The organism is Nocardia altamirensis NBRC 108246 (assembly GCF_001612685.1).
GTDB classification, from domain to species: Bacteria; Actinomycetota; Actinomycetes; order Mycobacteriales; family Mycobacteriaceae; genus Nocardia; species Nocardia altamirensis.
Window position 1 is genome coordinate 45147 of sequence record NZ_BDAY01000068.1, and the last position, 26585, is coordinate 71731.

Annotated in this window: 23 protein-coding genes; 10 read left to right on the forward strand and 13 right to left on the reverse strand. The window is 66.7% G+C overall.

The window, feature by feature from the left end; all coding sequences use genetic code 11:
- Positions 1–45: 45 nt before the first annotated feature.
- The 4 genes from NA11_RS31170 to NA11_RS31185 all read right to left on the reverse strand — a co-directional run bounded on the left by NA11_RS31170 (position 46) and on the right by NA11_RS31185 (position 4589).
- Complete coding sequence (locus tag NA11_RS31170; protein WP_069165638.1) at positions 46–636, reverse strand: TetR/AcrR family transcriptional regulator; 591 nt, start codon at positions 634–636, stop codon at positions 46–48.
- The gene (locus NA11_RS31175) at positions 633–1859 is read right to left on the reverse strand and encodes a cytochrome P450 (RefSeq protein ID WP_069165616.1); all 1227 of its coding nucleotides are present in this window, start codon (positions 1857–1859) and stop codon (positions 633–635) included. Before NA11_RS31175 ends, NA11_RS31170 begins: the two co-directional genes overlap by 4 nt.
- 748 nt (positions 1860–2607) lie before the next feature.
- Positions 2608–4095 carry a catalase gene (locus NA11_RS31180; RefSeq protein WP_069165617.1) on the reverse strand — a complete coding sequence of 496 codons (1488 nt, stop codon included), beginning with the start codon at positions 4093–4095 and terminating at the stop codon, positions 2608–2610.
- A 71-nt stretch (positions 4096–4166) separates the two neighbouring features.
- Entirely contained in the window at positions 4167–4589 is a 423-nt protein-coding gene (locus tag NA11_RS31185; RefSeq protein WP_069165618.1) for a Fur family transcriptional regulator, read from the reverse strand.
- 399 nt (positions 4590–4988) lie between these two features.
- On the opposite strand from NA11_RS31185, the gene NA11_RS31190 reads away from it, so the two are divergent.
- The 3 genes from NA11_RS31190 (at position 4989) to NA11_RS31200 (ending at position 9622) form a co-directional block, all read left to right on the forward strand.
- Positions 4989–6341 carry a serine hydrolase domain-containing protein gene (locus tag NA11_RS31190; protein ID WP_069165619.1) on the forward strand — a complete coding sequence of 451 codons (1353 nt, stop codon included), beginning with the start codon at positions 4989–4991 and terminating at the stop codon, positions 6339–6341.
- An 81-nt stretch (positions 6342–6422) separates the two neighbouring features.
- The gene (locus NA11_RS31195) at positions 6423–7037 is read left to right on the forward strand and encodes a TetR/AcrR family transcriptional regulator (RefSeq protein WP_245746288.1); all 615 of its coding nucleotides are present in this window, start codon (positions 6423–6425) and stop codon (positions 7035–7037) included.
- A gap of 143 nt (positions 7038–7180) precedes the next feature.
- Entirely contained in the window at positions 7181–9622 is a 2442-nt protein-coding gene (locus NA11_RS31200) for a glycoside hydrolase family 3 protein (RefSeq protein WP_069165640.1), read from the forward strand.
- Between the two features lie 54 nt (positions 9623–9676).
- On the opposite strand, the gene NA11_RS31205 is transcribed toward NA11_RS31200, so the two are convergent.
- The 3 genes from NA11_RS31205 to NA11_RS31215 form a co-directional block, all read right to left on the reverse strand.
- A complete protein-coding gene (locus NA11_RS31205; protein ID WP_069165620.1) occupies positions 9677–10711 on the reverse strand; it encodes an aspartate-semialdehyde dehydrogenase in 1035 nt (344 codons plus the stop codon).
- 3 nt (positions 10712–10714) lie between these two features.
- Positions 10715–11980, reverse strand: a complete 1266-nt coding sequence (locus NA11_RS31210) for an aspartate kinase (RefSeq protein ID WP_069165621.1) — start codon at positions 11978–11980, stop codon at positions 10715–10717.
- Positions 11981–12063: 83 nt separating this feature from the next.
- Positions 12064–12525, reverse strand: coding sequence for an SgcJ/EcaC family oxidoreductase (locus NA11_RS31215; protein WP_069165622.1), 462 nt, complete (start codon positions 12523–12525; stop codon positions 12064–12066).
- Positions 12526–12622: 97 nt separating this feature from the next.
- Between NA11_RS31215 and NA11_RS31220 the strand changes: the two genes are divergently transcribed.
- Complete coding sequence (locus NA11_RS31220; RefSeq protein WP_069165623.1) at positions 12623–13105, forward strand: MarR family winged helix-turn-helix transcriptional regulator; 483 nt, start codon at positions 12623–12625, stop codon at positions 13103–13105.
- 25 nt (positions 13106–13130) lie between these two features.
- Here NA11_RS31220 and NA11_RS31225 read toward each other — a convergent pair whose 3' ends face one another.
- Together NA11_RS31225 and NA11_RS31230 are read right to left on the reverse strand one after the other, a co-directional pair.
- Positions 13131–13703: a dihydrofolate reductase family protein gene (locus NA11_RS31225; RefSeq protein ID WP_069165624.1), complete on the reverse strand. Its 573-nt coding sequence runs from the start codon at positions 13701–13703 to the stop codon at positions 13131–13133.
- Positions 13704–13729: 26 nt separating this feature from the next.
- Complete coding sequence (locus NA11_RS31230) at positions 13730–14305, reverse strand: dihydrofolate reductase family protein (protein WP_069165625.1); 576 nt, start codon at positions 14303–14305, stop codon at positions 13730–13732.
- 58 nt (positions 14306–14363) lie between these two features.
- On the opposite strand from NA11_RS31230, the gene NA11_RS31235 reads away from it, so the two are divergent.
- The 4 genes from NA11_RS31235 (at position 14364) to NA11_RS31250 (ending at position 17167) form a co-directional block, all read left to right on the forward strand.
- Positions 14364–14951, forward strand: a complete 588-nt coding sequence (locus NA11_RS31235) for a TetR/AcrR family transcriptional regulator (RefSeq protein ID WP_069165626.1) — start codon at positions 14364–14366, stop codon at positions 14949–14951.
- 65 nt (positions 14952–15016) lie between these two features.
- Positions 15017–15205, forward strand: a complete 189-nt coding sequence (locus tag NA11_RS31240) for a DUF1918 domain-containing protein (protein ID WP_069165627.1) — start codon at positions 15017–15019, stop codon at positions 15203–15205.
- A gap of 217 nt (positions 15206–15422) precedes the next feature.
- Positions 15423–15851: an SRPBCC family protein gene (locus NA11_RS31245; protein ID WP_245746289.1), complete on the forward strand. Its 429-nt coding sequence runs from the start codon at positions 15423–15425 to the stop codon at positions 15849–15851.
- A 104-nt stretch (positions 15852–15955) separates the two neighbouring features.
- Positions 15956–17167, forward strand: coding sequence for a low temperature requirement protein A (locus tag NA11_RS31250; protein ID WP_069165641.1), 1212 nt, complete (start codon positions 15956–15958; stop codon positions 17165–17167).
- Here NA11_RS31250 and NA11_RS31255 read toward each other — a convergent pair.
- From NA11_RS31255 to NA11_RS31270, 4 genes are all read right to left on the reverse strand, one after another.
- Entirely contained in the window at positions 17145–17987 is an 843-nt protein-coding gene (locus NA11_RS31255; protein ID WP_069165629.1) for a hypothetical protein, read from the reverse strand. The genes NA11_RS31250 and NA11_RS31255 overlap by 23 nt on opposite strands.
- A gap of 132 nt (positions 17988–18119) precedes the next feature.
- On the reverse strand, positions 18120–19742 hold the full coding sequence (locus NA11_RS31260; RefSeq protein WP_069165642.1) for a GMC oxidoreductase: 1623 nt from the start codon (positions 19740–19742) through the stop codon (positions 18120–18122).
- Positions 19743–19947: 205 nt separating this feature from the next.
- Complete coding sequence (locus NA11_RS31265) at positions 19948–21561, reverse strand: alpha/beta hydrolase (protein WP_069165630.1); 1614 nt, start codon at positions 21559–21561, stop codon at positions 19948–19950.
- Between the two features lie 107 nt (positions 21562–21668).
- Positions 21669–22436, reverse strand: coding sequence for a sulfite exporter TauE/SafE family protein (locus NA11_RS31270; protein WP_069165631.1), 768 nt, complete (start codon positions 22434–22436; stop codon positions 21669–21671).
- A 274-nt stretch (positions 22437–22710) separates the two neighbouring features.
- On the opposite strand from NA11_RS31270, the gene leuA reads away from it, so the two are divergent.
- Together leuA and NA11_RS31280 are read left to right on the forward strand one after the other, a co-directional pair.
- Positions 22711–24504: a 2-isopropylmalate synthase gene (gene leuA, locus NA11_RS31275; protein WP_069165632.1), complete on the forward strand. Its 1794-nt coding sequence runs from the start codon at positions 22711–22713 to the stop codon at positions 24502–24504.
- A gap of 275 nt (positions 24505–24779) precedes the next feature.
- Complete coding sequence (locus tag NA11_RS31280; protein ID WP_084655219.1) at positions 24780–26384, forward strand: MinD/ParA family ATP-binding protein; 1605 nt, start codon at positions 24780–24782, stop codon at positions 26382–26384.
- Positions 26385–26585 lie beyond the last annotated feature (201 nt).

Consider the following 26585-nt stretch of genomic DNA (forward strand, 5'->3'; position numbering starts at 1 on the left):
GTCGTCGTCTGTGCGGATCAAGCTGTGCCGCAACCCTTTCGACGGCTATTCGATCGCCGTACCGCGGTCGAGGAGGAAGGGAAGCACGAAGTTCCGGAGCATGGCGCGCTCCTCGTCCTCGCCGGCGCCGGGCAGGGTCAGCAGCGAGACCATCGCCCGGACAACCCACTGGCCGAGGCGTTGCGCGGCGGGCGCCGGGAGATCTGGCCGGAAGCCGGAGACGAAGCCGGTCGCGAGCGTGTCCACGACATCGGACGAATTCGACAGCTGGGCAACGATTCCCGCATTGCCAGGTGCGAACCAGACGGCCAGGTGTGGCGTCTTGCGTACCTCGGCGAGCAACGCGGTGAGCCCGTCGAGCAGCCGCTCGCCCGGATCGGCGGCGGCGTGCAGTGCCGGATCACCCCACACGCGCTCCACCACCTTGCCCGCCTCGCGTCCCGCGAACGCGACGTACAGCGCCTGCCGATTGTCGAAGTAGCGATAGAGCGTCGCTCTGGAACATCCTGCGGCGTCGGCGACTTCGGCCATACCGACCCCGCTCACCCCCTTGTCGATGAACAAGGCACGGACCGCGTCGAGGATCCGCTCGGTCGCCAGTTCCGCCCGGCCGTCGGCCAGCCAGTCCCCGGTCATGCCGCGCACCGGAACGGGAGGGTGGTCGGCCGCCGGACGTAAGGGCCCGTGGCGTATTCGACCGCGTCGATGTCCACCACATAGTTCGGGAACCGATCGAGCAGTTCTTCCAGCGCCACCGTGGCCTGCATCCTGGCCGCCGCCGCGCCGAGACAATGGTGCGGCCCGTGCCCAAAAGTCAGGATGCGCTGCGGATTTCGCTCGATATCGAGCTCGGCCGCGTCGGCGCCGAAGGCGCGCTCGTCCCGATTGGCGGAGCCGAACACCAGCAACACCTTCTTGCCCGTCGGAATCGGCGTGCCGACCAGTTCCACCGGCCGGGTGACGGTGCGGGCCAGGCACTGCACCGGCGCGGTCAGCCGCGCGAATTCCTCGATCGCCGTGCGGATCCGGCTCGTGTCCTCGGCCAGCGCGGCCCGCTGCTCCGGATGTTGTTGCAGCAGTTGCACGGCCCCACCGAGCAGGCCGGTGGTGGTGTCGTTGCCGCCGGCCACCATCGTCCAGGTGTAGGCCAGAATCTGGACGAGCCCACGCACATCCGCGTCGTCGGCGCCGAGGCCCGCCTGCACCAGCAGCGAGACCGTGTCCTCCCCCGGATCGCTTCTGCGCCGCTTGATGAGCTCGGCGAAATACCCCATCATCGCCATCGAGGCGGGCGCGGCCTCGGTCGAAGCGCGGTCGATGCTGCCCGCGACCACCGCGTCGGTCCAGCCGTCGAACCGCTGCCGATCCGCCTCCGGCACGCCGAGGTAGTAGGCGACGACCATGCTCGGCAGCGGCTTGAACAGCTGCGCGACGATATCGCCGCCGCCGTCCTCGGCGATCCGGTCGAGCCTGGCGCGCACGAACCGGCGCACCATCGGCTCGACCTCGGCGACCTGACGCGGCGTGAATCCGCGCGCGACTAGCTTGCGAAAGTCGGTGTGCTGCGGCGGATCCTGCATGACCAGCGGCGGATTGTCGGTGAGGCCGAGCTGGTCGAGTTCGCCGTATTCGACGGTCAACCCGTCGCGCGAGGAATAGGTTTCGCTGTCCCGCGCCGCCGCATACACCTGCTCGTGCCTGGTGAGCACCCAGTAGTCGCGCTCGGGACGGCCGAGGGGCACCACGTGATGCACCGGATCCTGTTCGCGCAGTGCGGCATACATCGGCCACGGCGATACCCAGGTCGCGCCGGAGCGGAGCTCGAAGGCGGGCGCGGTCCGAGACGCATCGATCACCATGTAGTGACGGTAAGACAAATCAACAATTCTGTCTAGAACACGTTCTCATTCGACTCCACCCGGACCGATCACCCTCCGAAACCGGTCCGGCCGCCCCTGTCGAGCCCGGGATCCCGCGGCGCACCCCGCAGTTACCTTCGGCAGTGGCAACACGATGTTCGTTGCCGGTCAGCCCCCGGAAGAGCCAGCGAAACGTGGTCCGGTGTCCCGAGCTGCCTGCCGAGCCGGTCACCCCTCGTGGACCGGCCCGGCAAGCACTCTCTCCCCGAGGCCCGACCTGTCAACCCCTCGAAGACAGGTCGCGCCTCGTTCCCCACCCCCGGTGGTGGCTTGCCCACCGAAGTCCGGTTCGTCCGGCGTGCTCGGTGTTGACACAAACAATGCCGTTCGCTGCTTAGCGCGCACTTAAGAACACCTTGTAGGGTTAAAACCGCAGGTCAGACACTGTTGAGCCGCACAGACGCGCCGATCATGTAGCGCATGGGCCGGGATAGCGGATGATTAAGGCAAGTGCGCAAAGGAAAGTGGGAGCGACGATGGAAACCGTGGTGGTCTGGATGCTCGCTTGCGTGCTCTATTGGTGGGGCCTGCTGTAGCCGGATGACAGAAACCCTGGTCGGCACCGACCAGGTCTACTACACTTGGCCGTAGATTGTTGCGGCCTCCGAGCCAAAAGGATTGCGGCACAGACGAAGCGGGTGCGCATCCAGTGGATGCACACCCGCTCGGTGTCGAAATGTGTTGTCGCTCAGCCCTGAGCGGGCGGCGGCGTCGAACCGTCCACACGACCGGCCAGTACGCCTTCCTCGACCCGCTTGCCGAGATCGGGGTCGACGTTCTTCCAGTACTCGAAGACCCGGCCGAGCACCGGCTCCCGCACACCGCCGAGCACGTGGCCAACGATGTTGCTCACCAGGCGTTCTCGCTGTGCGTCATCGAGCACCTCGCGTACCAGGGTGCCCGCCTGAGTGAAGTCGCCGTCTTCGGCGTGCTCGACGTAGCCCGCCCGCACCATCGTCGGGTCGAACTCCCACAGGCCACCGTCGGGGGCCAGCGACGGGTCGGCGTGCGGGCCGCCGAAGGAGTTCGGCGCATACACCGGCACGCTGGCGTCGTTGTAGGAGTACCGCATCGCGCCCTCCTTGGAGTATGAGTTCACCGCCGCGGCCCTCGGCAGGTTCGGCGGCAGCTGCGCGTAGTTGGTGCCGATCCGGTAGCGATGCGCGTCCGCGTAGGCGAACACCCGGCCGAGCAGCATCTTGTCCGGCGAAAAGCCGATGCCGGGAACGACATTCGACGGTTCGAAGGCGGCCTGCTCGATGTCGACGAAGTAGTTGCCCGGGTTGCGGCTGAGCGTCCACTTGCCGACCTCGATCAGCGGGTAGTCCCGGTGCGACCACACCTTGGTCAGGTCGAACGGGTTGAACCGGTAGCCCTCGGCCTCGGCGACCGGCATCACCTGCACGTGCAGCGTCCAGCTCGGGAACTCGCCGCGTTCGATCGCCTCCCACAGGTCCTGGCGGTGGTAGTCGGCGTTCTCGCCCGCGATCCGGTCGGCATCGGCCTGGGTCAGGTACTCGCTGCCCTGGTCGGTCTTGAAGTGGTACTTCACCCAGAAGCGTTCACCAGCGGCATTGACCCACTGATAGGTGTGCGAGCCATAGCCGTTCATGTGCCGGTAGGTCTTCGGGATGCCGCGGTCACCCATCAGCCAGGTCACCTGATGTGCGGTCTCCGGCCGCAGGGTCCAGAAGTCCCACTGCATGGTGTGGTCGCGAAGCCCGTTGCCCGGCAAGCGTTTCTGGGAACGAATGAAGTCGGGGAACTTGATCGGATCCTTGATGAAGAAGATCGGGGTGTTGTTGCCGACGAGGTCGTAGTTGCCGTCCTCGGTGTAGAACTTCACCGCGAAACCCCGTGGGTCACGCCAGGTATCGGGGCTGCCCTGCTCGCCAGCCACCGTCGAGAACCGCACCAGCGACTCGGTCCGCGCACCCGGCTGGAACAGCTTGGCCTTGGTGTAGCGGCTGACATCGTTGGTCACGACCAGTTCGCCGTAGGCGCCTGCGCCCTTGGCGTGCACGATCCGCTCCGGCACCCGTTCCCTGTTGAACTGCGCCAGCTTCTCGATGAGGTAGTGGTCGTGCAGCAGGATCGGGCCCTGCGCACCGGCGGTGAGTGATTCGTTGTCGCTTTCGACCGGCGTTCCGGTGTTCGTCGTTGTCGGCTTGGTCATCTCGAAGCCTCCTCGGCTCATCGCGCACTTCCCCGGGTGGGCTGACCCGGGCTGTCAGGACGGCTGCCGCGTCAACTGCGGCAGGCTGGGCACAAACCCCAGAACACGACCTCTGCTTCGTCGATCGCGAACCCGTGGTCGTCGCCGGGCTCGAGACAGGGGGCTGCGCCGACGACACAGTCGATGTCGACGACCGTGCCGCAGTCGCGGCACACCAGGTGATGATGGTTGTCCCCGGTTCGGGTCTCGTACCGCGCGGCCGAACCGGCAGGCTCGATGCGCCGCAACAGCCCCGCGTGCACGCAGGCCCGCAGCACGTCGTAGACGGCCTGCGTCGATACCGAGCCGAGGGATTCCCGAACGGCGGCGGCCACCCGATCCGCATCGGCGTGCGGTGTGGCTGCCACCGCGTCCAACACCGCGATCCGCGGGGCGGTGACCCGCAGACCGGCTGCGTGCAACTGCGCCCGCGCATCGGTGTGGTTGGTGTGCATACCGACGATCCTCCTCCTTTTCTGGAATTAGTCAAGAAAAGGATCGAGGGTGTGTCCGCCCAGCTCAACGGCATAGATGCGGCGCGCCCACCACGATCAACCTCGGAAAAATGTGACGGAGAACACTGAGGAGCTCCAGTTGCCGTGCCGCGGAATACTTCCGGACGGGTAGTCGTTGATGATCACTGTCGGCGTCCGGACAGCCCCGGGCCTCACCCCTTTGTCGCTACGAGCGACCACCCGCCGAGAGGCGCTTGTGGGACGTCGACTCGAGTCGTGGCGCTGGCGTGGCGTCCGGCGGCTCAGCGCCGCCAGGTTTTTCGACCTGGCGGCGTTTGTATTTCGAGTTGCGCAGTGTTGTCCACGTACGAACCGTCCACGCGCGCTAGCCTCATGCGTATGGGGCGTTCTGCTGGGTTCCTGGCTGGGCTTGCTGCGCTGACGCTGGTGGTGGGGAATGTGTTCGCCGCAAGTGCGCACGCGTCACCGAGCCGTACCGCCGACGAGGTGCGCTGCGCGGTGCCGTCCGGTCGCGAGTTCGCCACGGCCGAACCGGAGCAAGTCGGCCTGGACAGCGCACGGCTTGCGGACGCGCTGAGCTTCGCCGCCACCCGAAACCGGTTGAACGTGCAAGTGTTCCGGCACAACTGCCTGATCGGCGCCGGACCGAGCAACGCGGAAACCGGCAACGTGGCGTGGAACATCTGGAGCGCAACCAAGAGCGTCGTTTCGCTGCTCGCCGGGATCGCCTGGGACCAGGGCAAACTCGATCTCTCCGCACCGATCGATCGGTACCTGCCCGCCGGACTCGGCGATGCCGAGCACCGCTCGATCACCGTGGCGAACCTGCTCACCGAGACCTCGGGCATGAAGGTCGGCGTGTTGACCGAGGGCGCCACCGGGGTCATTCCGATCGACCCGAACAGCGCGGTGCAGGCACTCGGGGTACCGCTGGACAATCCGCCTGGCACCGTCTTCAGCTACAGCCAGCGCAACGTCGATCTGCTCACCTACGTCATGGAACTCGCCGTCGGAGAACCGCTGCAGCAGTTCGCACAGCGCGAACTGTTCGACCCGCTCGGCATCGAACGCGGCGACTATTACTGGGCCCGCGACCGCGCAGGCCACACCTACGGGTACGCGCATTTGCTGATCCCGCCCAACGACTTCGCCAAACTCGGCCTCCTCGTCAGCAACGAAGGGCATTGGGGCGCACAGCAGCTCGTCTCGGAGCAGTACCTGCGGCAAGCGCGCCAGCCGTCGACAGCCAACAAGTGCTACGGCTACCTGTTCTGGCTCGGTCCCGGGTGCGCCGAACTCGCGATGTCGCTGCCGCCCGACGTCTACATGATGGCCGGGCTCGGCATGCAGAACGCCTTCATCATCCCCAGTCTCGACCTGACCGTGATGTGGACCGGCTTCTACGGCAACGCCAGCCAGTACGGCGTGACCGGCATCATCCAGAACACCTCGGAACTGCCCCACGAGTTCTTCCGCAGGCTCTTCGCCGCCTTCGACGAACCCCCCATGCCCGATCCGGGCCCCTACGTCGAACCACCGATCCGCCTGAACCCGAGCCAATTCGTCGACGCCAATTTCGTACTCGCCGTCTTCGGCGGCGGCCCCTTCGCCTATCCCGGCTGCAACGTCTTCTCCTGCCTGAATTACCCACTGGCCCCGCCATTCTGGGACACCGCCCCCGGCTGCGCGATCATGGTCTGCCTCGGCCCAGGCGCACCGGGCATCCGCTGACACCCGCGACCTCGCACGACGGATGAGCGCGTGTCGAGCCGCGATCCGTTCGGCGCGGCGGCCATGGCTACGCTCGATCGCGTGACTCAGGAACAGCGAGGCGGCCGCGCCGCGCAGGCCGCCGAACGCCGCGCGGCGATCCTCGAGGCCGCGCGGGAGGTGATCGCCGAGCGCGGGTATCGGGGCACCTCGCTTGCCGCGGTCGCCGAGCGCGTCGGGCTCACCCAACCTGGGCTGCTGCACTACTTTCCGAGTAAAGAACACCTGCTGGTTGCGGTGCTGGAAGAGCGGGACCGCTGGGACGCGGCCGCTTTTCTGGCCGGTCCGTCGAACAGTTGGCAGCTGGCGCATCTCGAGCAGTTGGTCGACTACAACGCCGAACGTCCCGGTGTTATCCAGACTTTCACTGTTCTTGCGGGCGAAAGCGTCACCGACGAGCACCCGGCGCGAGAGTATTTCATCGAGCGCTACGCGCAGGCCAGGGCGCGGCTCGCCGAGCTGCTGCGGACGGAGTTCGGTGATCGGCTGGCCGGTGGGCGGACACCAGAGCAGGTGGCGCCGCTGTTGATCGCGGTCCTGGACGGGCTGCAGACGCAGTGGTTGCTCGCCCCGGAGGAGGTCGACATGGGAGCCGCGTTCCGGGACTTCGTCGCGCTGCTCGGACCGGGCGCTCACTCGGCCGGATCGAACGAATAAAAGTAACGAGGAGATAACAACACCTACTATTGATTAGGTGAGCGCGGCGAAGGCCTGCGCATGTCCGCCGCCGGCACTCACGAGTTACCAGTGGTATCCGCCGACTCGGTCGGCAACGGCAGTGGCAGACAAAGGAGTTCATGATGAGTCCAGCCGACGTGGCCCGCGAGGACGCCGTGACGGCGGCCCTCGGGAAACTCGATCTTCCGAGCAAGGCCAGATTGTTGATGGGGCAGGACATGTGGTCGCTGCCCGCCCTTCCGGAGATCGGGTTGCGGTCGCTGGTGATGTCGGACGGGCCGATCGGGGTGCGCGGGCGGTACTGGACCGCGGACGATCCGTCCATCGCGCTGCCTTCGCCGACCGCCCTCGCCGCGACCTGGGATCCGGAACTCGCCAGGCGCGCAGGCAGACTGCTCGCGCAGGAAGCCCGCCGCAAGGAAGTACAGGTGCTGCTCGCACCCACCGTCAACCTGCATCGCTCACCGCTCGGCGGCAGACACTTCGAGTGCTACTCCGAGGATCCGTATCTGACCGCGCAGATCGGCACCGGCTACGTGCGCGGTGTGCAGGACGGCGGAATCGGCACCACCGTCAAGCATTTCGTGGCCAACGACGCCGAGACCGACCGCTTCACCGTGAACAATGTCGTCTCCCCGCGCGCACTGCGCGAGCTGTATCTCGCGCCCTTCGAGGCGATCGTGCACGACGCGGGCACCTGGGGCGTCATGGCCGCCTACAACAAGGTCAACGGCACGACGATGACCGAGCACGCCGCGCTGCTGAACGGAGTGCTGCGCGGCGAGTGGGGGTACGACGGCATCGTCGTCTCCGACTGGATGGCCGCCCGATCGACAGTCGGCGCGATCACCGGCGGTCTCGACATCGCGATGCCAGGGCCGCAAGGCGTCTTCGGCGATCCCCTCGTCGCCGCGGTGCGCAACGGTGAAGTCGAGGAATCGCTGGTCGACGACGCGGTCCGCCGGGTGCTGCGGCTTGCCGCCCGGGTCGGCCTGCTCGACGGCGTCGATCCGGTGGTGACCACCCCGCCCGAGGACATCGACGGCCTCGCGCTGGCCCGCGAGATCGCAAGTCGCGCTGTCGTGCTGATCCGCAACCAGGTGCTCGAGCAGGGCCCGGCGCTGCCCATCGACGCCGCCGCGACCACCGTGGCGCTCAGCGGACTCGCCGCCAGGGATGCCCGGATTCTCGGCGGCGGTTCGGCCACCGTCTTCCCCGCGTCCGTCGTCTCCCCGCTCGACGGCCTGACCGCCGCGCTGCCCGCAGGCGCGCTCACCTACTCGATCGGCGCCGCCCCGAGCGACGACCTCGGCGCGGCGGAGCGCGGATTCGACCTGCGCGCCCGCGTTTTCGATGCCGACGGCGCGTTGCTCGGCGAACGATCGCTGCCCAACGGCGCGGTCAACTGGCTCGGCGAACTACCCGAGGGCGTCAGCTACGACGCACTGCACACCGTCGAGGTGAGCGGCACCTTCACGCCGCAGGAGACGGGGCAGCATACGTTCGGCACCAAGGGATTCGGCAGCTTCCGGCTCGCCGTCGACGGCACCACGCTGTTCGACGGAAACGAAACACTCACCAGCACCGACCCTTTCGAGGCATTCTTCGGATCGACCAGCGAGCGCGGGGCCATCGAGCTCACGGCGGGGACGGCGGTCGACGTGTCGATGACCCACGCGCCGTTGAAGTTCGCCGACGCGCCACTGCCCGCGATCATGTTCACGCTCGCGCACGCAGAACCGCGACGGGATCCGGACGAGCTGATCGCCGAGGCCGTCGAGGCGGCGCGAGTCGCGGACGTCGCGGTGGTCGTCGTGGCCACCACCGAGCAGGTCGAGTCCGAGGGCTTCGATCGCACGAGCCTGAAACTGCCTGGCCGCCAAGACGAATTGGTGAGCCGCGTGGCCGCCGTCAACCCGCGCACCGTTGTTGTCGTCAATGCCGGGTCGCCGGTGGAGATGCCGTGGCGCAACGAGGTTTCCGCGGTGCTGCTGAGCTGGTTCCCCGGTCAAGAGGCCGGTAACGCGCTCGCCGATGTACTGCTCGGCGCTGTCGAGCCGGGTGGGCGGCTGCCGACCACCTGGCCTGCCGCACTGGCGGATTGCCCGGTCTCCGAGGTCACCCCGACCGATGGCCAGCTGGTCTACCGGGAGGACATCTTCATCGGCTACCGCGCGTGGGAACGCGCAGGCACCACGCCCGCCTACCCGTTCGGACACGGATTCGGTTACACCACATGGGCATACGAGTCGATCGACCGGGCAGAAACGACGGTGACCGTGCGGCTGCGCAATACCGGCGCGCGCCGCGGCGGTGAGGTGGTGCAGGTCTACCTTGCGCCCGTTGCGGATTCGGTCGTCCGTCCGGCGCGTTGGCTGGCCGGTTTCGCTCGCATCGAAGCCGAACCCGGCGAGGTGGTCGAGGCGGTGATCCGGATTCCGGACCGCGCCTTCGAGATCTGGGACGAAGACACCAACGCCTGGCGGCGGGTGCCGGGATCGTACGAGATCCAGGCGGGCCGTTCGATCGCCGAACGCCTACTCACGATCAGCTACGACGCCTAGCAACGACGGCGGCCGTGCGAATCCATGGATTCGCACGGCCGCGTCGGAGCAATATCAGCGATTGCTGAGCAACACCTCGGCGATCTGAATGGTGTTGAGCGCCGCACCTTTACGCAGGTTGTCGCTGGAGATGAACAGCGCGAGCCCACGGCCTTCCGGCACACCGGGATCCTGGCGGATGCGGCCGACGAACGAGTCGTCGGCGCCCGCCGCCTGCAGCGGGGTCGGCACCTCGACGAGCTTGACGCCGGGCGCCTTGGCCAGGATCTCCTTGGCCTGCTCCACCGAAAGCGGCTGCTCGAACTCGGCATTCACCGACAGCGAGTGGCCGGTGAACACCGGAACACGCACGCAGGTGCCGCTCACCAGCAGCTCGGGCAGCCCGAGGATCTTGCGGCTCTCGTTGCGCAGCTTCTGATCCTCGTCGGTCTCGCCGGAGCCGTCGTCGACCAGCGATCCGGCCAGCGGCAGCACGTTGAACGCGATGGGCGCGACGTACTTGTTCGGGGCCGGGAAGTCGAGTGCGCTGCCGTCGTGGGTCAGCTGCTCGACACCGTCGATCACCGCACGCGCCTGTGTCGCAAGCTCTTCCACCCCGGCCAGCCCGCTACCGGACACCGCCTGGTAGCTCGACACGATGAGCCTGCGCAGCCCCGCGATGTCGTGCAGCGGCTTGAGCACCGGCATCGCGGCCATGGTTGTGCAGTTCGGGTTCGCGATGATGCCCTTGACCAGGTTGCGGGTCTGTTCGGGATTGACCTCGCTGACCACCAGCGGGACATCGGGGTCCTTGCGCCATGCCGACGAGTTGTCGATCACCGTCACGCCCGCCGCGGCGAAGCGCGGGGCCTGCACGCGAGACATGGTGGCACCGGCCGAGAACAGCGCGATGTCGAGGCCGGACGGATCGGCGAGCTCGGTGTCCTCGACGACGATCTCACCGCCGCGCCACGGCAGCGTGGTCCCCGCCGACCGCGACGACGCGAAGAATCGCACCTCGTCGGCCGGGAAGTTGCGCTCTTCCAGCAGCTTTCGCATGACGGCGCCGACCTGTCCGGTCGCGCCGACAACGCCTACTCGTACGCCCATTTTTTACCGCCCTGTTCCCGCATGCACCACAGCGACCTCGTCGCCGCCCAGCTCGAACGCCCGGTGCAGCACCTTGACGGCCTCGTCCAGCTCGGTGTCCTTGACCAGCACCGAGATCCGGATCTCGGAGGTGGAGATGAGATCGATGTTCACGCCGGCATCGGCAAGCGCCTCGCAGAACTTGGCGGTGACGCCGGGGTGGCTCTTCATGCCCGCGCCGACCAACGACACCTTGCCGATGTGGTCGTCGTAGAGCACCTGGGAGAAGCCGATCTCGTCCTGCTGCTTGGTCAGCATCTCGACGGCACGTGCGCCGTCGGTCTTCGGCAGCGTGAAGGTGATATCGGTCTTGCCGGTATCGATCTTGGAGATGTTCTGCAGCACCATGTCGATGTTGATCTCGGCGTCGGCGACCGCGCGGAACACCTTGGCGGCGTAGCCCGGCACGTCCGGCAGACCGACCACGGTCACCTTGGCCTCGCTGCGATCGTGCGCGACGCCCGTGAGGATTGCTTGCTCCAAGGGGATGTCCTCCATCGATCCGTAAACGTAGGTGCCCGGCTTGTCGGTATAGGACGAACGCACATGCACGGGCACGTTGTAGCGACGCGCGTATTCGACGCAGCGCAGCATCAGCACCTTCGCGCCACAGGCGGCGAGCTCCAGCATCTCCTCGTAGGAGACCTGGTCCAGCCGCTGGGCGTCCGGCACGATCCGCGGGTCGGCGGTGAAGACGCCGTCCACGTCGGTGTAGATCTCGCAGACGTCGGCCTCCAGCGCGGCGGCCAGCGCGACCGCGGTGGTGTCGGAACCGCCGCGGCCGAGCGTGGTGACGTCCTTGTTGTCCTGGCTCACGCCCTGGAAGCCTGCGACCAGCACGATCTGTCCGTCATCGAGGGCCTGGCGCAGCCTGCCCGGGGTGACGTCGATGATCTTGGCGTTGCCGTGTGCGCCGGTGGTGATCACGCCGGCCTGCGAGCCGGTGAACGAACGAGCTTCGGCGCCGAGCGAGTGGATGGCCATGGCGACCAGCGCGTTGGAGATGCGCTCACCCGAGGTGAGCAGCATGTCCATCTCCCTGGCCGGCGGCGCGGGCGCCACCTGCTGGGCCAGGTCGAGCAGCTCGTCGGTGGTGTCACCCATGGCCGAGCAGACGACCACCACGTCGTGGCCCTGCTTCTTCGTCTCGACGATCCGTTCAGCGACGCGCCGGATGCGCTCGGCGGTTGCCACCGAGGATCCTCCGTACTTCTGAACAACGAGAGCCACGACAGGGTCCTCCAAGATCGACAACCAGCTGCTAACAGCCACCAAGACTACCGGCCGTCGTCCAGCGGATTGTGGCTACCTCCTCAGCCGACGGCCGTCGAGGACTTCCTGCGCTGGTCCGCCGCGCTCACGAACTTCGCGAGCAACCAGTGATATTTGGTGTTGTGGAACGCGGCGATCTGCCATCCCCCTTTGGTGCGCACCACGACCGTGCTCTGCACTTTTGTGTTGCGCAGGGTGCGCCGCCGCCTGCCCTTGAGCACCGCGCCTTTGCCGTGCACCAGCGCAACGTCGGGGGTGAGGAAGCGGAAGCCGGTGATCTCGCCGTCCAATCGGGTGTTCTTCAAGTATTTCTCGAACAGTGGGACGTGCGTCTCGTGGATTTCCTCGCGGCCCGTGCTGTGGGTGCCGAACCAGGTGACGTAGTCGGCGTCTTCGGCGTAGACCGAGGCGAAGGCGGCCGCATCGCCGTCGTGCCATGCCTTGGCCTGACGTTCGAACAGTGCGTGGATGGCGGCCTCGTCGGCCTGCTGGTCGATGGTCATCGGAGTCCCCTCGATACAATCTGATCAGCTCAACAGCTGAATCATCAAATAGTTGAGCGAGTAAGATATTTCCCGAGTCAGACGAGAGTGTCAAGCCATGCCGAAGAAGACCGAAGTCAGGCGCGCGGAGTTGGGTGCCGCATTGACCCTCGCCGCGCAGCGCAGCGCCACCGACGCGGTGATGATGCATCAGGCCATCGCGGACCGGGTCGGCCTGCACGTGACCGACCTGCGCTGTCTGAACATGCTGCGGCTCGGCGGCCCCGCTACCGCGGGCGAGCTGGCCGCTACCGCCGGGCTGACCACCGGCGCCATCACCCGAATGATCGACCGCTTATTGAAGGCGGGCTACGTGCGCCGCGAACACGACGAGCAGGACCGCCGCCGCGTCATCATCACGGCAGTCCCCGAGCGATTCGACGAGCTCGCGCCCCACTATGAGCTGCTGGCAAGAGAATTCGACACGGTCGCCGCCGAGTACACCGAGGAACAGCTGGAGTTGATCCTCCAGCTGTTCCATCGGCTGCACGAGACAACACTGCACGTCACCAAGGCATTACGCGCCGAAGAAACCGCGTGAATGACGTGGCGGTCCGGTGCAACGGTCAGGCCCTGGTGAACCAGGTGACCTGGGTGCCGTTCTCGAACTCCTTGCGCTCGGTCGGTGCGAAGAGGGTCGGCTGGAAGGCACCGGCGAAGGCGGGTGTACCCGTGCCGGAGACGACCGGATAGCTCTTGATGACCAGCTCATCGATCTCGGGAAGCACGGCAGCGGCGAGCTTTCCGCCGCCGGCCAGCCAGATGTCCGACCCCGCTTCCTGTTTGAGCTGCTGCACCAGTGCGATCGGGTCCTCGACCAATTCGACGGCGGGGTCGTCGATCCGGCCGAGCGTGCTCGACACCACGTAGTGCCGCATGTGCGCGTACGGGGCCGTGATGCCGATGGCGAGCGCCGGATCGTAGGTGCCGCGCCCCATCACCAGGGTGTCGAACTTCTGGTTCGGCGCGTCCGCGGCGATCCCGAAGTGCGGGCGGACGTGCGTCGGCAGGGTCTCCGGATACTCCTGCGCGAGCCACGCGCCCATGTCCGGCCCGACCGGGTAGTGGTCGATCGTATCGTCGGGTCCGGCAATGTAGCCGTCCAGCGACATGCCGACGAAGTAGACGAGTTTTCGCATATCAGAACCTCTTTCGTGGAGAATTGTCAGGCGCGGGCGAACCAGGTGGCCTGCGCGCCGTTGCCGAATTCCTTGCGCTGGACCGGGGCGAACAGGGTCGGCTGGAACTCCCCGGCGAAGGCGGGGATCCCGGCGCCCGCGACGACCGGGTAGCTCTTGATGATCATCTCGTCGATCTCACCGAGCAGCTGCGCGGCAAGCTTGCCGCCGCCGCAGAGCCAGATATCAAGGCCCTCTTCCTTTTTGAGCCGCTGCACGAGGCCGACCGGGTCCGCCTCGACCAATTCCACTGCCGGATCGTCGATCCGGCCGAGCGTGCTCGACACCACGTACTGCCGCATGTGCGCGTACGGGCTCGTCACGCCGGTGACCAACGCCGGTTCGTAGCTGCCGCGCCCCATGAGTACGGCGTCGAAGTGCCTGTTCGGTGCGTCGACCGCCATCCCGATGTGCGACCGGAGCGGGGTCGGGACGAACTCCGGGTACTCCGCGTTGATCTGTCGCATCATCTCGTCGTCGGTCGGATAGAAGTCGAACTCCCCCGCCGGACCTGCGATGTAGCCGTCGAGAGAGACCGCGACGTAGTAGACAAGCTTTCGCATTCCGGTACCGCCTAACCTGTTGTACTCTGCATGTAGTGATCTGAAGGTAGTACTACAGATGGAGTGGTGTCAAGTGCGGACAAATCCCGAACGTCGTCAGGCGCTGCTCGATGCGGCGCTCGAGGTCCTGGCCAGCGAAGGAGCTCGCGGACTCACCTTCCGCGCGGTGGACAAAGAAGCCGCCGTGCCCGCGGGCACCGCGTCGAACTACTTCGCCAACCGGGACGACCTGCTCACCCAGGCGGGCGGCCGCTTCTACGAACGGCTGCGACCGAGCGCGCCGACCATGGCCAAGCTGACCGAAGGACCGAAGACCCGGGCGAACATCGTCGAATTGATGAAGGAGACGGTCGGGCGCATCGAGGCGTTCCGCACCGGCTACCTCGCCCTGCTGGAGCTGCGCCTCGAGGCGACCAGGCGACCGGAACTACGAGCCGTGCTGACCGAGCGGGTGCGCGCGGACATCGAGTTCAACGTGCGCAACCATGTCGACGCCGGATTGCCCGGTGACGAAAAGTCGGTACTGCTGCTGTATTTGGCATTGAACTGGCTAATCGTCGACCGGCTTACCCTGCCGGAGGTGTTCACCGAAGAACAGAGCCAAGAGTTGATCGAGGCGGCGGTCGATCGTGTCATCGGCTCTTGACAGACCATGCGGTCTACATCTCCGAATGCTTGTGACCCGCGTCACCAGCACTCGATAATGAGGTGATGATGGCGAATGTCGGCGACCGACTGCTCGTACACGGCCACGTAGTAGGGCAGGGCGCGCGCCACGGGGAGATCATCGAAGTTCGCGGACCGGACGGATCGCCGCCCTACGTCGTGCGTTACAGCGACGGACACGAGTCGCTGGTGTACCCGGGCCCCGATGCGATAGTCGAACCCGCGGACGGCTGAGCCCGCGCGCACAGCTATGCACAAGTCCTGCTGAACCTTCCGCGGAACTGGTTCACGCAGTTCTCGAACGATTGATCCCGTACCACGTTGCCTCATCGACATTCAACCTCCGACACCCAAGGTTGACGAATCCGATATCCGATGGAGAGAATCGGGCCGGGTTGTCCATCGGGGGCCGGAGGTATTGATGCGCACGAGGACCGATATCCGATTCGTCGTGGACGCCGATTCCGCCCAGGTGATGGACGCCTTGGCCGCGGTCGAAATGTTGCCTGAATGGTCGCCCGGATATACCGATGCGCGCGTCGCCTCGCGAGACGACGCGGGACGGCCGCTCCGAGTTTTCGTCAAGGCCGAACTGATGAACGGTTCCGATCTTCAGGTGCTGGAATACGATTGGACGCCGGATCGGTCATCGTGGCAGGTCACGGACAGTACGCGCGGCGTCAAGGGCGGCGGCTGGTTCGAGGTTTCCGGCGGCAGGGACGGCACCGATGTCTGGTTTCATTCGGAGCTGTACCTACCCATCCCGGTGCCGGGCCTACTACTCAAGCGAACAGTGCGCAAAGCGAACGAGATCGCCGCAGAAAATTTCATCGAGTTCGCTGAACGTTTTCCGAAAAAGGAAAACTATGAAGCCGGATAGCCATAACGCATAACAAACCCTGAACGTCACGCTGAGAGTGAAAACGCGCGACGCGCAACGCCGCAGGCACGCATCGGCGCGATCGGGGTGCGACGATGAGCATCATGATCGGTTCCAAACGAGTTCGGTTCCAGCCGGTGGCCGAAGGTGCGTCGGTGACGCAGCTCGAGCTGTTCTTCGACCTGGTACTCGTCTTCGCGTTCACCATGGTCACCGACCTGGCCGCGGAGGAGACCACGGCCAAGAACATGTTGCGCGCGTTCCTCGTGCTCGCGGTGATGTGGTGGCTGTGGATCGCGTACTCCTGGCTCGGCAACGTGATCCGCGCGGACGAGGGTATCGCCAGGGTCGCGATGTTCGCCGCGATGGGCGGCGCCTTCCTTGCCGCGCTCACCATTCCGGAGGCCTTCCACGACCTGCCTGGCGGCTGGTTCGGCCCGCTCGTCTTCGCGATCGCCTACCTCGTCGTGCGGCTGGTGCACGTTGTCATGTTCTGGTTGGCCAGCGCCGAGGATCCACAGCTGCGTAATCAGGTGCTGCGCTGGGCATTCGGCTCGATCACCCTCGGCACGACGCTGCTCGTGATCGCCGCGATGACCGAGGGCACCGTGCAGATCTGCCTGTGGATCGCGGCGATCGCAGGCGACTACCTGTGGACGCTGCTCGCCGGCACCGACTGGCGGATGAATTCGGCGACCCATTTCGCCGAACGGTACGGACTGATCATCATTGTCGCGCTTGGTGAATCGATCGTTTCGATCGGCATCGGCGTCAAGGACCTGCCGATCTCCTGGCCGATCGCGGTCGGTGCGTTACTCGGGCTCGCGATATCCGGCCTGCTCTGGTGGGCCTATTTCGATGTCGCCGCGTTGTCGATCGAACACGAACTGAAGCGGTCAGACGGCGCGCGGCAGATCAAGATCGGACGGGGCTCCTATACCTTTTGGCATTTCCCGATGATCGTCGGAATCATCGGTCTCTCACTGGGTTTGAAGAAAGTGCTCTACTATGTCGGCGACGAATCACACCACTCGCTGAAAGACGCGTTGTACGGAATTCCGCTGTTCTCGTTGTACGGCGGTGTCGTGCTGTATCTGATCGCGCTGATCGGCGCGAAACACTATGCGACAGGGCGGATCAGCATGCCGCGGGTGGTCACCGTCGTGCTGCTGCTCGCGCTGATCCCGGTCGCGTGCGCGCTGCCCGCGCTGGCCTCACTCACCTTGCTCACCGCCGTGCTCGGGGCGCTGATCGTCTGGGAGACAATCAAACTCGCACAGCCGAGGGACGAGATCAGGCACGGGGCACACGACTGAGGTGGTGCCGCACGCCGTGCTCGGCCGCTGTCGGGCCGTACGCGGACGGCGGCACCCGGATATCGTGGCGCACCGCCTCCCGCATCTGATCGATGTTCTCCCGCAACACATCTGCGACCAGTTCGTCGGTACGCGGATCCTCGAGCACCTGGAACATGATGCGGAACGTGGTGTCGGCGATCAGCCGAATGATGTCGTCGTGGAACGGGATATAGCGCACTCGGCCCGCCTGCGGATCCTTCTTGATCAGCTCGAGGATCATCTCGTCCAGCTCGGCGCGGTTCTCCTGCAGCGCCGCGGCGATGTTGCGGGTGTAGTGGCCGGTGCGCATCACCGCAGCGACCTCGTCCATCACCGCGATGGTCATCGGCCGCTTGATCGTGTCGACGATGGTCAGCACGAACCGGTTGACGATCGCGGCGGTGATCCGGTCGCCGAAGACGCGGTCGGCGACCCTGGCCAGCCGGACCACGATCACCACGATCCGCAGCAGCCGGAACCCGCGGAAGAACGGGCTCGTCACCGGGATCATGCCGATGACTTCGTACCAGTAGACGAACGGGAAGGTCCACGGCCAGCCTGCGCGGTGCCAGCGCCACAGGAACTCCACCGCGAAGATCGCGCAGATCGACCAGTCGACGAGCACGATCATCGAGCGGGTGTGCGCGGAGACCGTGAAGAAGGTGATCCAGACGATCAGCGCGACCGAAACGATCGCCAGCGCCAGCATGACGAAGTCGGTCAACAGCGCAGGGGGCTTACGCGGGTAATCGCCTTGCGGGAGTTCTTCGCTGACCGGAATGGTGCTCGCAGCTGCCACCTGAGGAATCCCTTCGACACTGAACGGTCACGCCGACAGTAGTCGGCGACGCAGCGCTCGGCACGGATGGCGAACATGCGAACACGCCGGGGCGGCATGGATTAAGGCCATGCCGCCCCGGCGGGCGCGGTCTCAGCGTCCGGCGCGGATGATCGCCTGGATATTGCGCTCGGCGAGGGCGGCGATGGTCAACGACGGGTTCACCGTTCCGGTGCTGCCCGGGATGGCCGCACCGTCCATGACGTACAGGCCGGGGTGGCCGTGCACGCGTCCGTAGCCGTCGGTGGCCTTGCCGAGCACCGCGCCGCCGAGCGGGTGCGCGGTGAACAACGCATTGGCGTCGTAGCCGATGGCGCCGTATTCGAGGACGGCGCCTGCGCGTTCGGCGATCCGGTGATCGACCGCGCGGGCGGCGGCCACCATGTCCTCGCGGTTCTTCGACGGCCACGACAGACCGACCCGATTCGTCGCGGCGTCGTAGCCGAACTTGGCGCGGGCCGGGTCGAGCACCATGCCGAGCGAAGCCAGCGCGCCCGTCTCGAACGGAATGCCGGGGATGTACCAGCTTTCCAGGCTCAGCGGCAGGCCCGACTCGTCGAAGATCCGGCTCGCGCTCGGCACGCCCTGGCCGACGCCGGCCAGCGCGCTCGCGCCGCGGCCGAGCACCACGTCACCGTTGGTGCCCCAGCCTGCACCGATGTGTTCGTTGAGGTTGGGCAGTGTGCCGGTGGCCTGTGCCCGAACCAGCAGCTCCGAGGTGCCGACCGAGCCTGCGCCGAGGAACAGTTGATCGCAGGTGAGCGTCCTGGTGTTGAGCACATCGCCGGTCGGCGCGAGCTTGGTCACCCGGATCGAGTAGCGGCCGCCCGGTTCCTGCGCGATGGACTCGACCTGGTGGCCGGGGAAGATCGCCGAGCGACCGGTGTCCTGCGCGTACTTCAGGTAGTTCTGATTCAGGTCGAACTTCGCGCCGTTGGAGTTGCCGAGGTTGCTGCGGGCCACGGTGGCCGAGGGCCTGCACGTGCCTGCCAGCTCGCCGCGTACGACGTCCCAGTTGAAGATCGAGTCGTTGGACTTCGGTTGGTAGCCCGCCTTGCGCACCTGTTCGTCCCAGGCCCTGGAGTGGGTGAACGGAGCAGCGCCGTAGACATCCGCCGGCATCGAGTTCAGCCGCAACATCTCGCGCACTCGCGGGTAGTAGACCCGGTCCAGCTCGCCGTACTCGACGGCGCCGCCGAAGAGATGGTCGAAGAAGCGGCGCTCCGGGGCGACCATCGCGCCGGTGAAGACCACCGAGCCGCCGCCGACCGCGGCGCCGCGCCAGACATCGATGCCTGGGTAACTGGTGCAGTCGAGCACGCCGCCGAAGCTGGCGAAGTTCATCGGCACCTTGCTGACGCCGGTGAAGTTGGTGCGGTGCCAGAAGCCGCGGCCGTCCGGCAGGTCGTCGCCGGTGAAGATCTCCCGCCACGGATCGTTCGGCCAGCGCGAACCGCGTTCGAGCACGGTGTTGGCGATGCCGGCCTCGGCGAGCCGCAGCGCGGTGACCGCGGCGCCGAAGCCGGAGCCGATGACGATCGCAGGCGAATGTTCGGGTGGATCGGGTAGCGGCGCGAAGATCTCCGGTACCCACTGCTGGAACAGCAGATTCCAGACCGGATCCGCGGCCGCCGGTCGGGCAGTCGTCGCCGAGCCCAGTGCAGCACCGAACAGTGCAGCTGTTCCCGCTGCTTTGAAGAAGGCGCGTCTACGCACCCAGCCACCTCCCTCATCACGCATGGCCGTGCGCAGATTACCGGGATAATCGTCTGCTGAACAGTCGTTCCCGCAACGTCATCCGTTGTCCCCCTTCCATTATCCCGTCGGTTCACCGACCTCGGCCTGACGCCCGCCGAACGTGGGGTGACGAGCGGGCGACAGCGCGAGACAGCCCGGGTGACCTGCTCGGTCGCGAATCCGCTCAGCCCGCGAACGGCGCTTGATCGGCTTTGCAGGTCGCGCCAGGTGCGGGCAGCTGCTGATCGATGAGGTAGCGCTCCCGCAGGTTCTTGATGCAGTCCCCTTCGGTCTCGTGACCGTAACCACCCTCGACAACCACCAGCCGCGCGTTGACCAACGCCTGCTGCGCCGTGCGCGCGGCAGTGAGCGGTGTCACCGGATCGAACCGATTGTTGAACAGCAGCGCTGGCACGTCCGAGCGCAGAATCCACGGGCCGGGGTAGCGCTGCGGGTAGCCGCCCTGCGGGCTCGGCCACGACGCGCACGGCTGGTGCAGGTACAGCCAGAAGCCGCCGTAGGTGGGACTGGTCGCGGCCAGTTCCTTTGTCATCGCGGGCCATTGGTCCGGGTCCCGCACAAAGGTCTTGTCCGCGCAGGAAATCGCGATGAACGCGTCGAGAAAGTCGGGCGGGAAGCGGTACTTGTCGAGGATCCCGCGGACGACCTCCGCGTTGCCCGCGGCGCCTCGGTCCACCTCGGTCAGGAGCCGGGCCAGCGTCGGCCAGCCCTGTTCGACGTCGTAGAGCAGCATCGCCTGCTGGCCGACGACCTCGGCGTAGGTGACCGAACGGGCCTGCTCACCCTCGCCGACCAGGACAGGGCCCTGCCGCAGCCGGTCCAGCAATGCGGTGTCGCGATCCTGGAGATCGGCACTGCCACTTGCTTTTTGGTCGCCGAGAACCTGGTCGGCATTCGGCTTGACCGGCCCGGCGAACGCGCAGCGGGACGGGCCTGCCTGGGCGCACAGCCGGAAGAATTCCGACAACACCTCCTCGGTGCCCGCCGCCGACTCGGCCACCTGGGCGCGGGAGTCGGAGGTGTAGGAGTCCGGATCGATCATCGAGCTGAGGTTCAGCGCACGCACCCGGTCGCCGAACAGCGCGCCGTACACCTCGCCGAGATAGCTTGCGTACGAGCCACCCTCATAGGTCAGCTTCTTGTCGCCGACGGCACGGCGCAGCAGGTCGAGATCGCGGGCGGCGTCGACCGTGGTGAGATGCGGCAGCAACTCCGGGCTGTTCGCGGCACAGCTCGCCGACAGGTCGCGACTGAATCGCGCCTGCGCCGCCTCCTGCTCGGCGTTGCGCGGCGGCACCCAGACGCTGGCCCAGAATCGTTGCTGCTCTTCAGGATTCGGGAAGCAGCGGACCTGTGCGCTGCGGCCGGTTCCGCGTTGATCGAAGGTCACCACGTCGAAGCGGCGGGCGATCTCGCCGGGGAACATCTGATCCCTTGCGGCCCAGTGCAACCCGGAACCACCCGGCCCGCCCGCCGCAGTGAAGAGGGTGCCGATGCGGCGGGACGCATCGGTCGCAGGCTGGCGGACCAGCGCGAGTGCGAGCGTCGGGCCGTCCGGGTGTGCGTAGTCGAGCGGCACAGTCGCAGTGGCGCATTGCAGCCTGCTCAGGTCCTTCTCCTGGCAGGACGTCCACGCCAACGACGGCGTCGACGCGGCGTCGGCCTGGGCGACCAGGCCCGCCACCGCTTGTTCGTGCACACCCTGACGCACGCACCCGATCAACGGCGCCAACGCCGTCATCACCGCGGCGACAACGACGATCCTCCACCCACGCATACCGATTATCTTGGGACGCTGCCGCAGGACCGTCGTCCGCCGCAGGGATGACTTGCACCCTGAGATCGGTGGCGATGGACACCATGAGCCCACCACTACGCCACCTCCTACGACATCAGCAACCGGATCACCGCGATGGTGCCGACCACGACGATGACCGCACGCAACGCCATGGGCGGCATCCGCCTGCCCATCTTCGCACCGAGTTGGCCGCCGATGATCGAGCCGAGCGCGATCAACACGACGGCGCGCCAGTCCACGTCGGCGACCACGACGAAGATCAGCGCGGAGACCCCGTTCACGACCAGCGCGAGCACGTTCTTGATGCCGTTGAGCCGCTGAATGTCCTCGTGCACGAACACCCCGAGCAAGCCGAGCAGCAGCACACCCTGCGCCGCGCCGAAGTAGCCGCCGTAGATGCCGGTCGCGAAGACCGCGACGAACAGGATCGGGCCGCCGTGCTTCGGCGCGGGCGCGGCACCGTTGTCCCGCCGCTCCTTGACCCAGCGCGAGAGCTTGGGCTGCACGACAACCAGCACCAGCGCCGCGATGATGAGGACGGGCACGATCGCCTTGAACGCGTTCGCGGGCAACACCAGCAGCAGCACGGCGCCGGTGATGCCGCCGAGCAACGAGGCGGTGCCCAAGTGCAGCAACCGTTCTCGCTGCCCGGCGAGTTCCCTGCGATAGCCGTGCACGCCGCTGATCGCGCCTGGCACGAGGCCGATGGTGTTCGATACGTTCGCGGTCACCGGCGGCAACCCGAACGCGAGGAGCACCGGGAAGGTGATCAAGGTCCCCGACCCGACGATGGTGTTGATGCCGCCCGCTGCGATGCCCGCACCGAAGACGGCCAGCTGTTCCAGCCATGTCATATGAAAATCCGTTCGACGTCTCGTCGAGCCCGTGGCCCGTACAAGCGTTTTGTTCCTGGTTCGAACGGTAACCGAGTCATCGGATGACCCGGCGACGGGACCGCCCTTTCCGGGGTGAACTGCGACACGGTAAACTCGCCGACATCATGCAGCGGGCTCTTCTTCTCGGCCGCCGCGACGGGTCCTGATCGGACCGGCTCCCGTCGCGGGGTTTTGCCGCGCCGGTCGACCCAAACCCTTTGGGAAACACCCACACCCTTCGGAGAAAATCGCCATGTCCCCCGCTGACGCCTTCGTATCCGGTTCCCGCACCATCGTGCCGCCGTCCAAGCCCGCCCCCACTGACCAGGCCGCTTGGAACGCGCAGAAGAACTCCTCGATGCCGACCTTCCGGTACCGGCCCTTCGCCGAAGAGGTCGAGCCCGTCACGGTGCCCGACCGCACCTGGCCGGACAAGATCATCGATGTCGCGCCCGGCTGGTGCGCGGTCGACCTGCGCGACGGCAACCAGGCGCTCATCGATCCGATGAGCCCGGCCCGCAAGCGCCGCATGTTCGACCTGCTGGTCCGGATGGGCTACAAGGAGATCGAGGTCGGCTTCCCGTCCGCGAGCCAGACCGACTTCGACTTCGTCCGCGAGATCATCGAGGACGGCGCCATCCCCGCCGACGTCACCATCCAGGTGCTGACCCAGTGCCGCGCCGAACTGATCGAGCGCACCTTCGAGGCCTGCGCGGGCGCGCAGAACGTGATCGTGCACTTCTACAACTCCACCTCGATCCTGCAGCGCAAGGTGGTGTTCCGCGCGGACCGCGCGGCCGTCAAGAAGATCGCCACCGACGCGGCGACCCTGTGCCTGGAGATCGAGAAGCGGTACCCGGACACCAATTGGCGCTATGAATACAGCCCGGAGTCCTACACCGGCACCGAGCTGGAATACGCCAAGGATGTGTGCGACGCGGTCTCCGCGATCATCGCGCCGACCCCGGCGAAGCCGCTGATCATCAACCTGCCCGCCACCGTCGAGATGGCGACGCCGAACGTCTACGCCGATTCGATCGAGTGGATGAGCCGCAACCTGGCCCGCCGCGATTCGATCGTGCTGTCGCTGCACCCGCACAACGATCGCGGCACCGCGGTCGCCGCGGCCGAGCTGGGCTACCAGGCAGGCGCGGACCGGATCGAGGGCTGCCTGTTCGGCAACGGCGAGCGCACCGGCAACGTCTGCCTGGTCACCCTCGGCATGAACCTGTTCTCCCGCGGCGTCGACCCGCAGATCAACTTCTCCGACATCGACGAGATCCGGCGCACCGTCGAGTACTGCAACCAGCTGCCGGTCGCCGAGCGCCACCCGTACGGCGGCGACCTGGTCTACACCGCCTTCTCCGGCAGCCACCAGGACGCCATCAACAAGGGCCTGGATGCGATGAAGGTCGCGGCCGACGACGCCGACGCGGATGTCGACGACATCATCTGGGCGGTGCCGTACCTGCCGATCGACCCCAAGGATGTCGGCCGCACCTACGAGGCGGTCATCCGGGTCAACTCGCAGTCCGGCAAGGGCGGCGTCGCCTACATCATGAAGACCGACCACGGTCTGGCGCTGCCGCGCCGGCTGCAGATCGAGTTCTCCCAGGCCGTGCAGCGGATCACCGACGGCGAGGGCGGCGAGGTCACGCCGAAGGAGATGTGGGACGTCTTCGCCGACGAGTACCTGAGCCCGATCCGGCCGCTGGAGCGGATCCGGCAGAAGGTGACGGCCTCGGAGACCGACGGCGGCACCGACACCATCTCGGTGGTGGTCAAGGTCGACGGTGTCGAGCAGGAGATCACCGGCACCGGCAACGGCCCGCTCGCCGCGTTCGTGGACGCGATCGCGACCGTCGGCTTCGAGGTGCGGGTGCTGGACTACTCCGAGCACGCGATGTCCGCGGGCGACGACGCACAGGCCGCGGCCTACGTCGAGTGCGCGATCGGCGACAAGGTGGTCTGGGGCGTCGGCATCGCCACCTCCATCACCACCGCATCACTGCGCGCGGTGGTCTCCGCGGTCAACCGGGCCCACTGATAGCCCCAGGTCGAGTACGGTAGGAGCCGGACGCCGCGGTCGTCGACCGACTGCGCGTCCGGCTCTCGATCTTGCTGTCGGAGACCACAAATCAGCGGCGTGTCATCCTGGCGCGTCTGCCTTCCATACCGGGACGCGGCTGTGTGAACCCCGTGCTAGCGTTGGATTCGCACTTCAAGCGCCGAGCTCTCTGCTCGAAGTCCCGAGCAGATGGGGGAACTGTGACAACTAACGACCACAACCCGACCTCACCGCCTTGGCTGCAGAGTCAAGCGGTGGACACCGCCGACGGCACCGAGTCGGAGCAGGCCGCCGACCAGTCGGCAGAGCAGAGCGGTGACGTGGAAGTGCCGGATTCCGAGCTCGCGGAAGCGGATCAGCCGGACAAGGCCGCGGCCGAGCCCGACTTCGGTGGGTCGACGGATCAGACCGTGTCGTACCCGCAGGCGTCGATGCCGCCTCAGCCCTATGGCCCGCCCGAAGGTTTCCCCCCGCCCAACGCCGAGCAGTACGGCGGGTATGCCCCGCCGAACCCAGGGCCGTTCGCGCCGACTGGCGCATATGAGCCATATCAGACCGGCGCGTACCAGCCAGTGAGCGGCAGCCATCAGGTTGCCGAGGCGCCGGGCTACGACCAGGGCTACGGCGAGTACCGGCAGGAGATCGGCCCCGACGGGCTGGTCCGTCGGGTATCGCAGGACCATGCCGAAGCCGGTGCGCCGCAGGCAGATCAGCCTGCCGGACCGATCTACAGCTGGGCGCCGCCGCCACCGCCGGTCACCCACCAGCCGCCACCGCCGCCCGCCTACCAGCCGCCACCGCCGATGGGGCAGCAGCCGCAGGGGCCGCCGAGTTGGCAGCAGGGACCGAATCCCCATCAGCCCGCCCAGCCGTTCCAGCCGCAGCACGTGCCTGCGCCGGGACAGCCCGGCCATTCCGTCAACGACCTGAACCTGCTCAAGCGCGCCCGCCGGGCACCGCGCAGCGGGTGGCGCCGGGCCGTGCACAAGGCCACCGGCGGCATGCTCAATCCGGGTGAGTCCGCGGCCGACGTCGTCTTCCGCGACCTCGTCGACCGGGTGAATCAGCCGGTGCGCGGCGACTATCGGATCGCGATCCTCTCGCTCAAGGGTGGCGTCGGCAAGACAACGACCACGGTCGGCCTCGGCTCCACGTTCGCCTCGCTGCGCGGCGACCGCGTCATCGCGATCGACGCCAATCCCGACCTCGGCACGCTCGCGCACCGGGTGCCCCGGCAGACCCGCTCCACCGTCCGCAACCTGCTCGAGGACCAGCACATCAGCAGGTACTCCGACGTCAGGGCGCATACCTCGCAGGCCCCGAGCCGACTGGAAGTGCTTGCCAGCGAACAGGATCCGGCGGTCTCCGAGGCCTTCAGCGAGGCTGATTACCGCAAGGCCATCAGCATCCTGCAGTCGTTCTACAACATCATCCTGACCGACTGCGGCACCGGCCTGATGCACTCGGCCATGGCAGGCGTGCTCGACATGGCGAGCTCGCTGGTGCTGGTCACCTCGCCCGCCATCGACGGCGCGCGCAGTGCCTCGGCGACGTTGGACTGGTTGGACCACCACGGATACGGCAAGCTCGTCGAGCGCACCGTCGTGGTGGTGAATGCCTCACGGCGCGGCGCTTCCACGGTCGACCTCGACCAGTTGCGCAAGCTGTTCCTCGATCGCACGCGCGCCGTTCAGGTGGTGCCGTTCGACGATCACCTCGCCGAGGGCGCAGAGATCGACCTCGAGCTGGTGAGCAAGCCCACCCGGCGCGCCCTGTTGGAGTTGGCCGCCATGGTTGCCGACGACTTCGGCTACGTGGGTGCGCAGCAGTACCAGCACCCCGGCCCGCTCGGACGCTAGGCCGAACCGCACGGTCCAGAAACGGTAAGTGACTGTGCAGCACTAGGTTCCACAAACCCTGCGCACTGTTCACAGAGGCTAAAGCCTCTGTGAATAGTGCCGAGCCTCTGCGATCCCACCAGATCAGCCGCTGTGACCACGCGGCGCCAACCCCACCCTCGAGGTTCCACAGATCCTGCGCACTATTCACAGAGGCTAGAG

Coding starts and splice junctions, on each gene's coding strand:
- NA11_RS31235 (WP_069165626.1), top strand. CDS start 14,364: ATGGAGTGGTGTCAAGTGCGGACAAATCCCGAACGTCGTCAGGCGCTG.
- NA11_RS31250 (WP_069165641.1), top strand. CDS start 15,956: ATGATCGGTTCCAAACGAGTTCGGTTCCAGCCGGTGGCCGAAGGTGCG.
- NA11_RS31215 (WP_069165622.1), bottom strand. CDS start 12,525: ATGACCATCGACCAGCAGGCCGACGAGGCCGCCATCCACGCACTGTTC.
- NA11_RS31190 (WP_069165619.1), top strand. CDS start 4,989: ATGGGGCGTTCTGCTGGGTTCCTGGCTGGGCTTGCTGCGCTGACGCTG.
- NA11_RS31220 (WP_069165623.1), top strand. CDS start 12,623: ATGCCGAAGAAGACCGAAGTCAGGCGCGCGGAGTTGGGTGCCGCATTG.
- NA11_RS31175 (WP_069165616.1), bottom strand. CDS start 1,859: ATGGTGATCGATGCGTCTCGGACCGCGCCCGCCTTCGAGCTCCGCTCC.
- NA11_RS31185 (WP_069165618.1), bottom strand. CDS start 4,589: ATGCACACCAACCACACCGATGCGCGGGCGCAGTTGCACGCAGCCGGT.
- NA11_RS31270 (WP_069165631.1), bottom strand. CDS start 22,436: ATGACATGGCTGGAACAGCTGGCCGTCTTCGGTGCGGGCATCGCAGCG.
- NA11_RS31170 (WP_069165638.1), bottom strand. CDS start 636: ATGACCGGGGACTGGCTGGCCGACGGCCGGGCGGAACTGGCGACCGAG.
- NA11_RS31205 (WP_069165620.1), bottom strand. CDS start 10,711: ATGGGCGTACGAGTAGGCGTTGTCGGCGCGACCGGACAGGTCGGCGCC.
- NA11_RS31200 (WP_069165640.1), top strand. CDS start 7,181: ATGAGTCCAGCCGACGTGGCCCGCGAGGACGCCGTGACGGCGGCCCTC.
- NA11_RS31180 (WP_069165617.1), bottom strand. CDS start 4,095: ATGACCAAGCCGACAACGACGAACACCGGAACGCCGGTCGAAAGCGAC.
- NA11_RS31230 (WP_069165625.1), bottom strand. CDS start 14,305: ATGCGAAAGCTTGTCTACTACGTCGCGGTCTCTCTCGACGGCTACATC.
- NA11_RS31265 (WP_069165630.1), bottom strand. CDS start 21,561: ATGCGTGGGTGGAGGATCGTCGTTGTCGCCGCGGTGATGACGGCGTTG.
- leuA (WP_069165632.1), top strand. CDS start 22,711: ATGTCCCCCGCTGACGCCTTCGTATCCGGTTCCCGCACCATCGTGCCG.
- NA11_RS31225 (WP_069165624.1), bottom strand. CDS start 13,703: ATGCGAAAACTCGTCTACTTCGTCGGCATGTCGCTGGACGGCTACATT.
- NA11_RS31240 (WP_069165627.1), top strand. CDS start 15,017: ATGATGGCGAATGTCGGCGACCGACTGCTCGTACACGGCCACGTAGTA.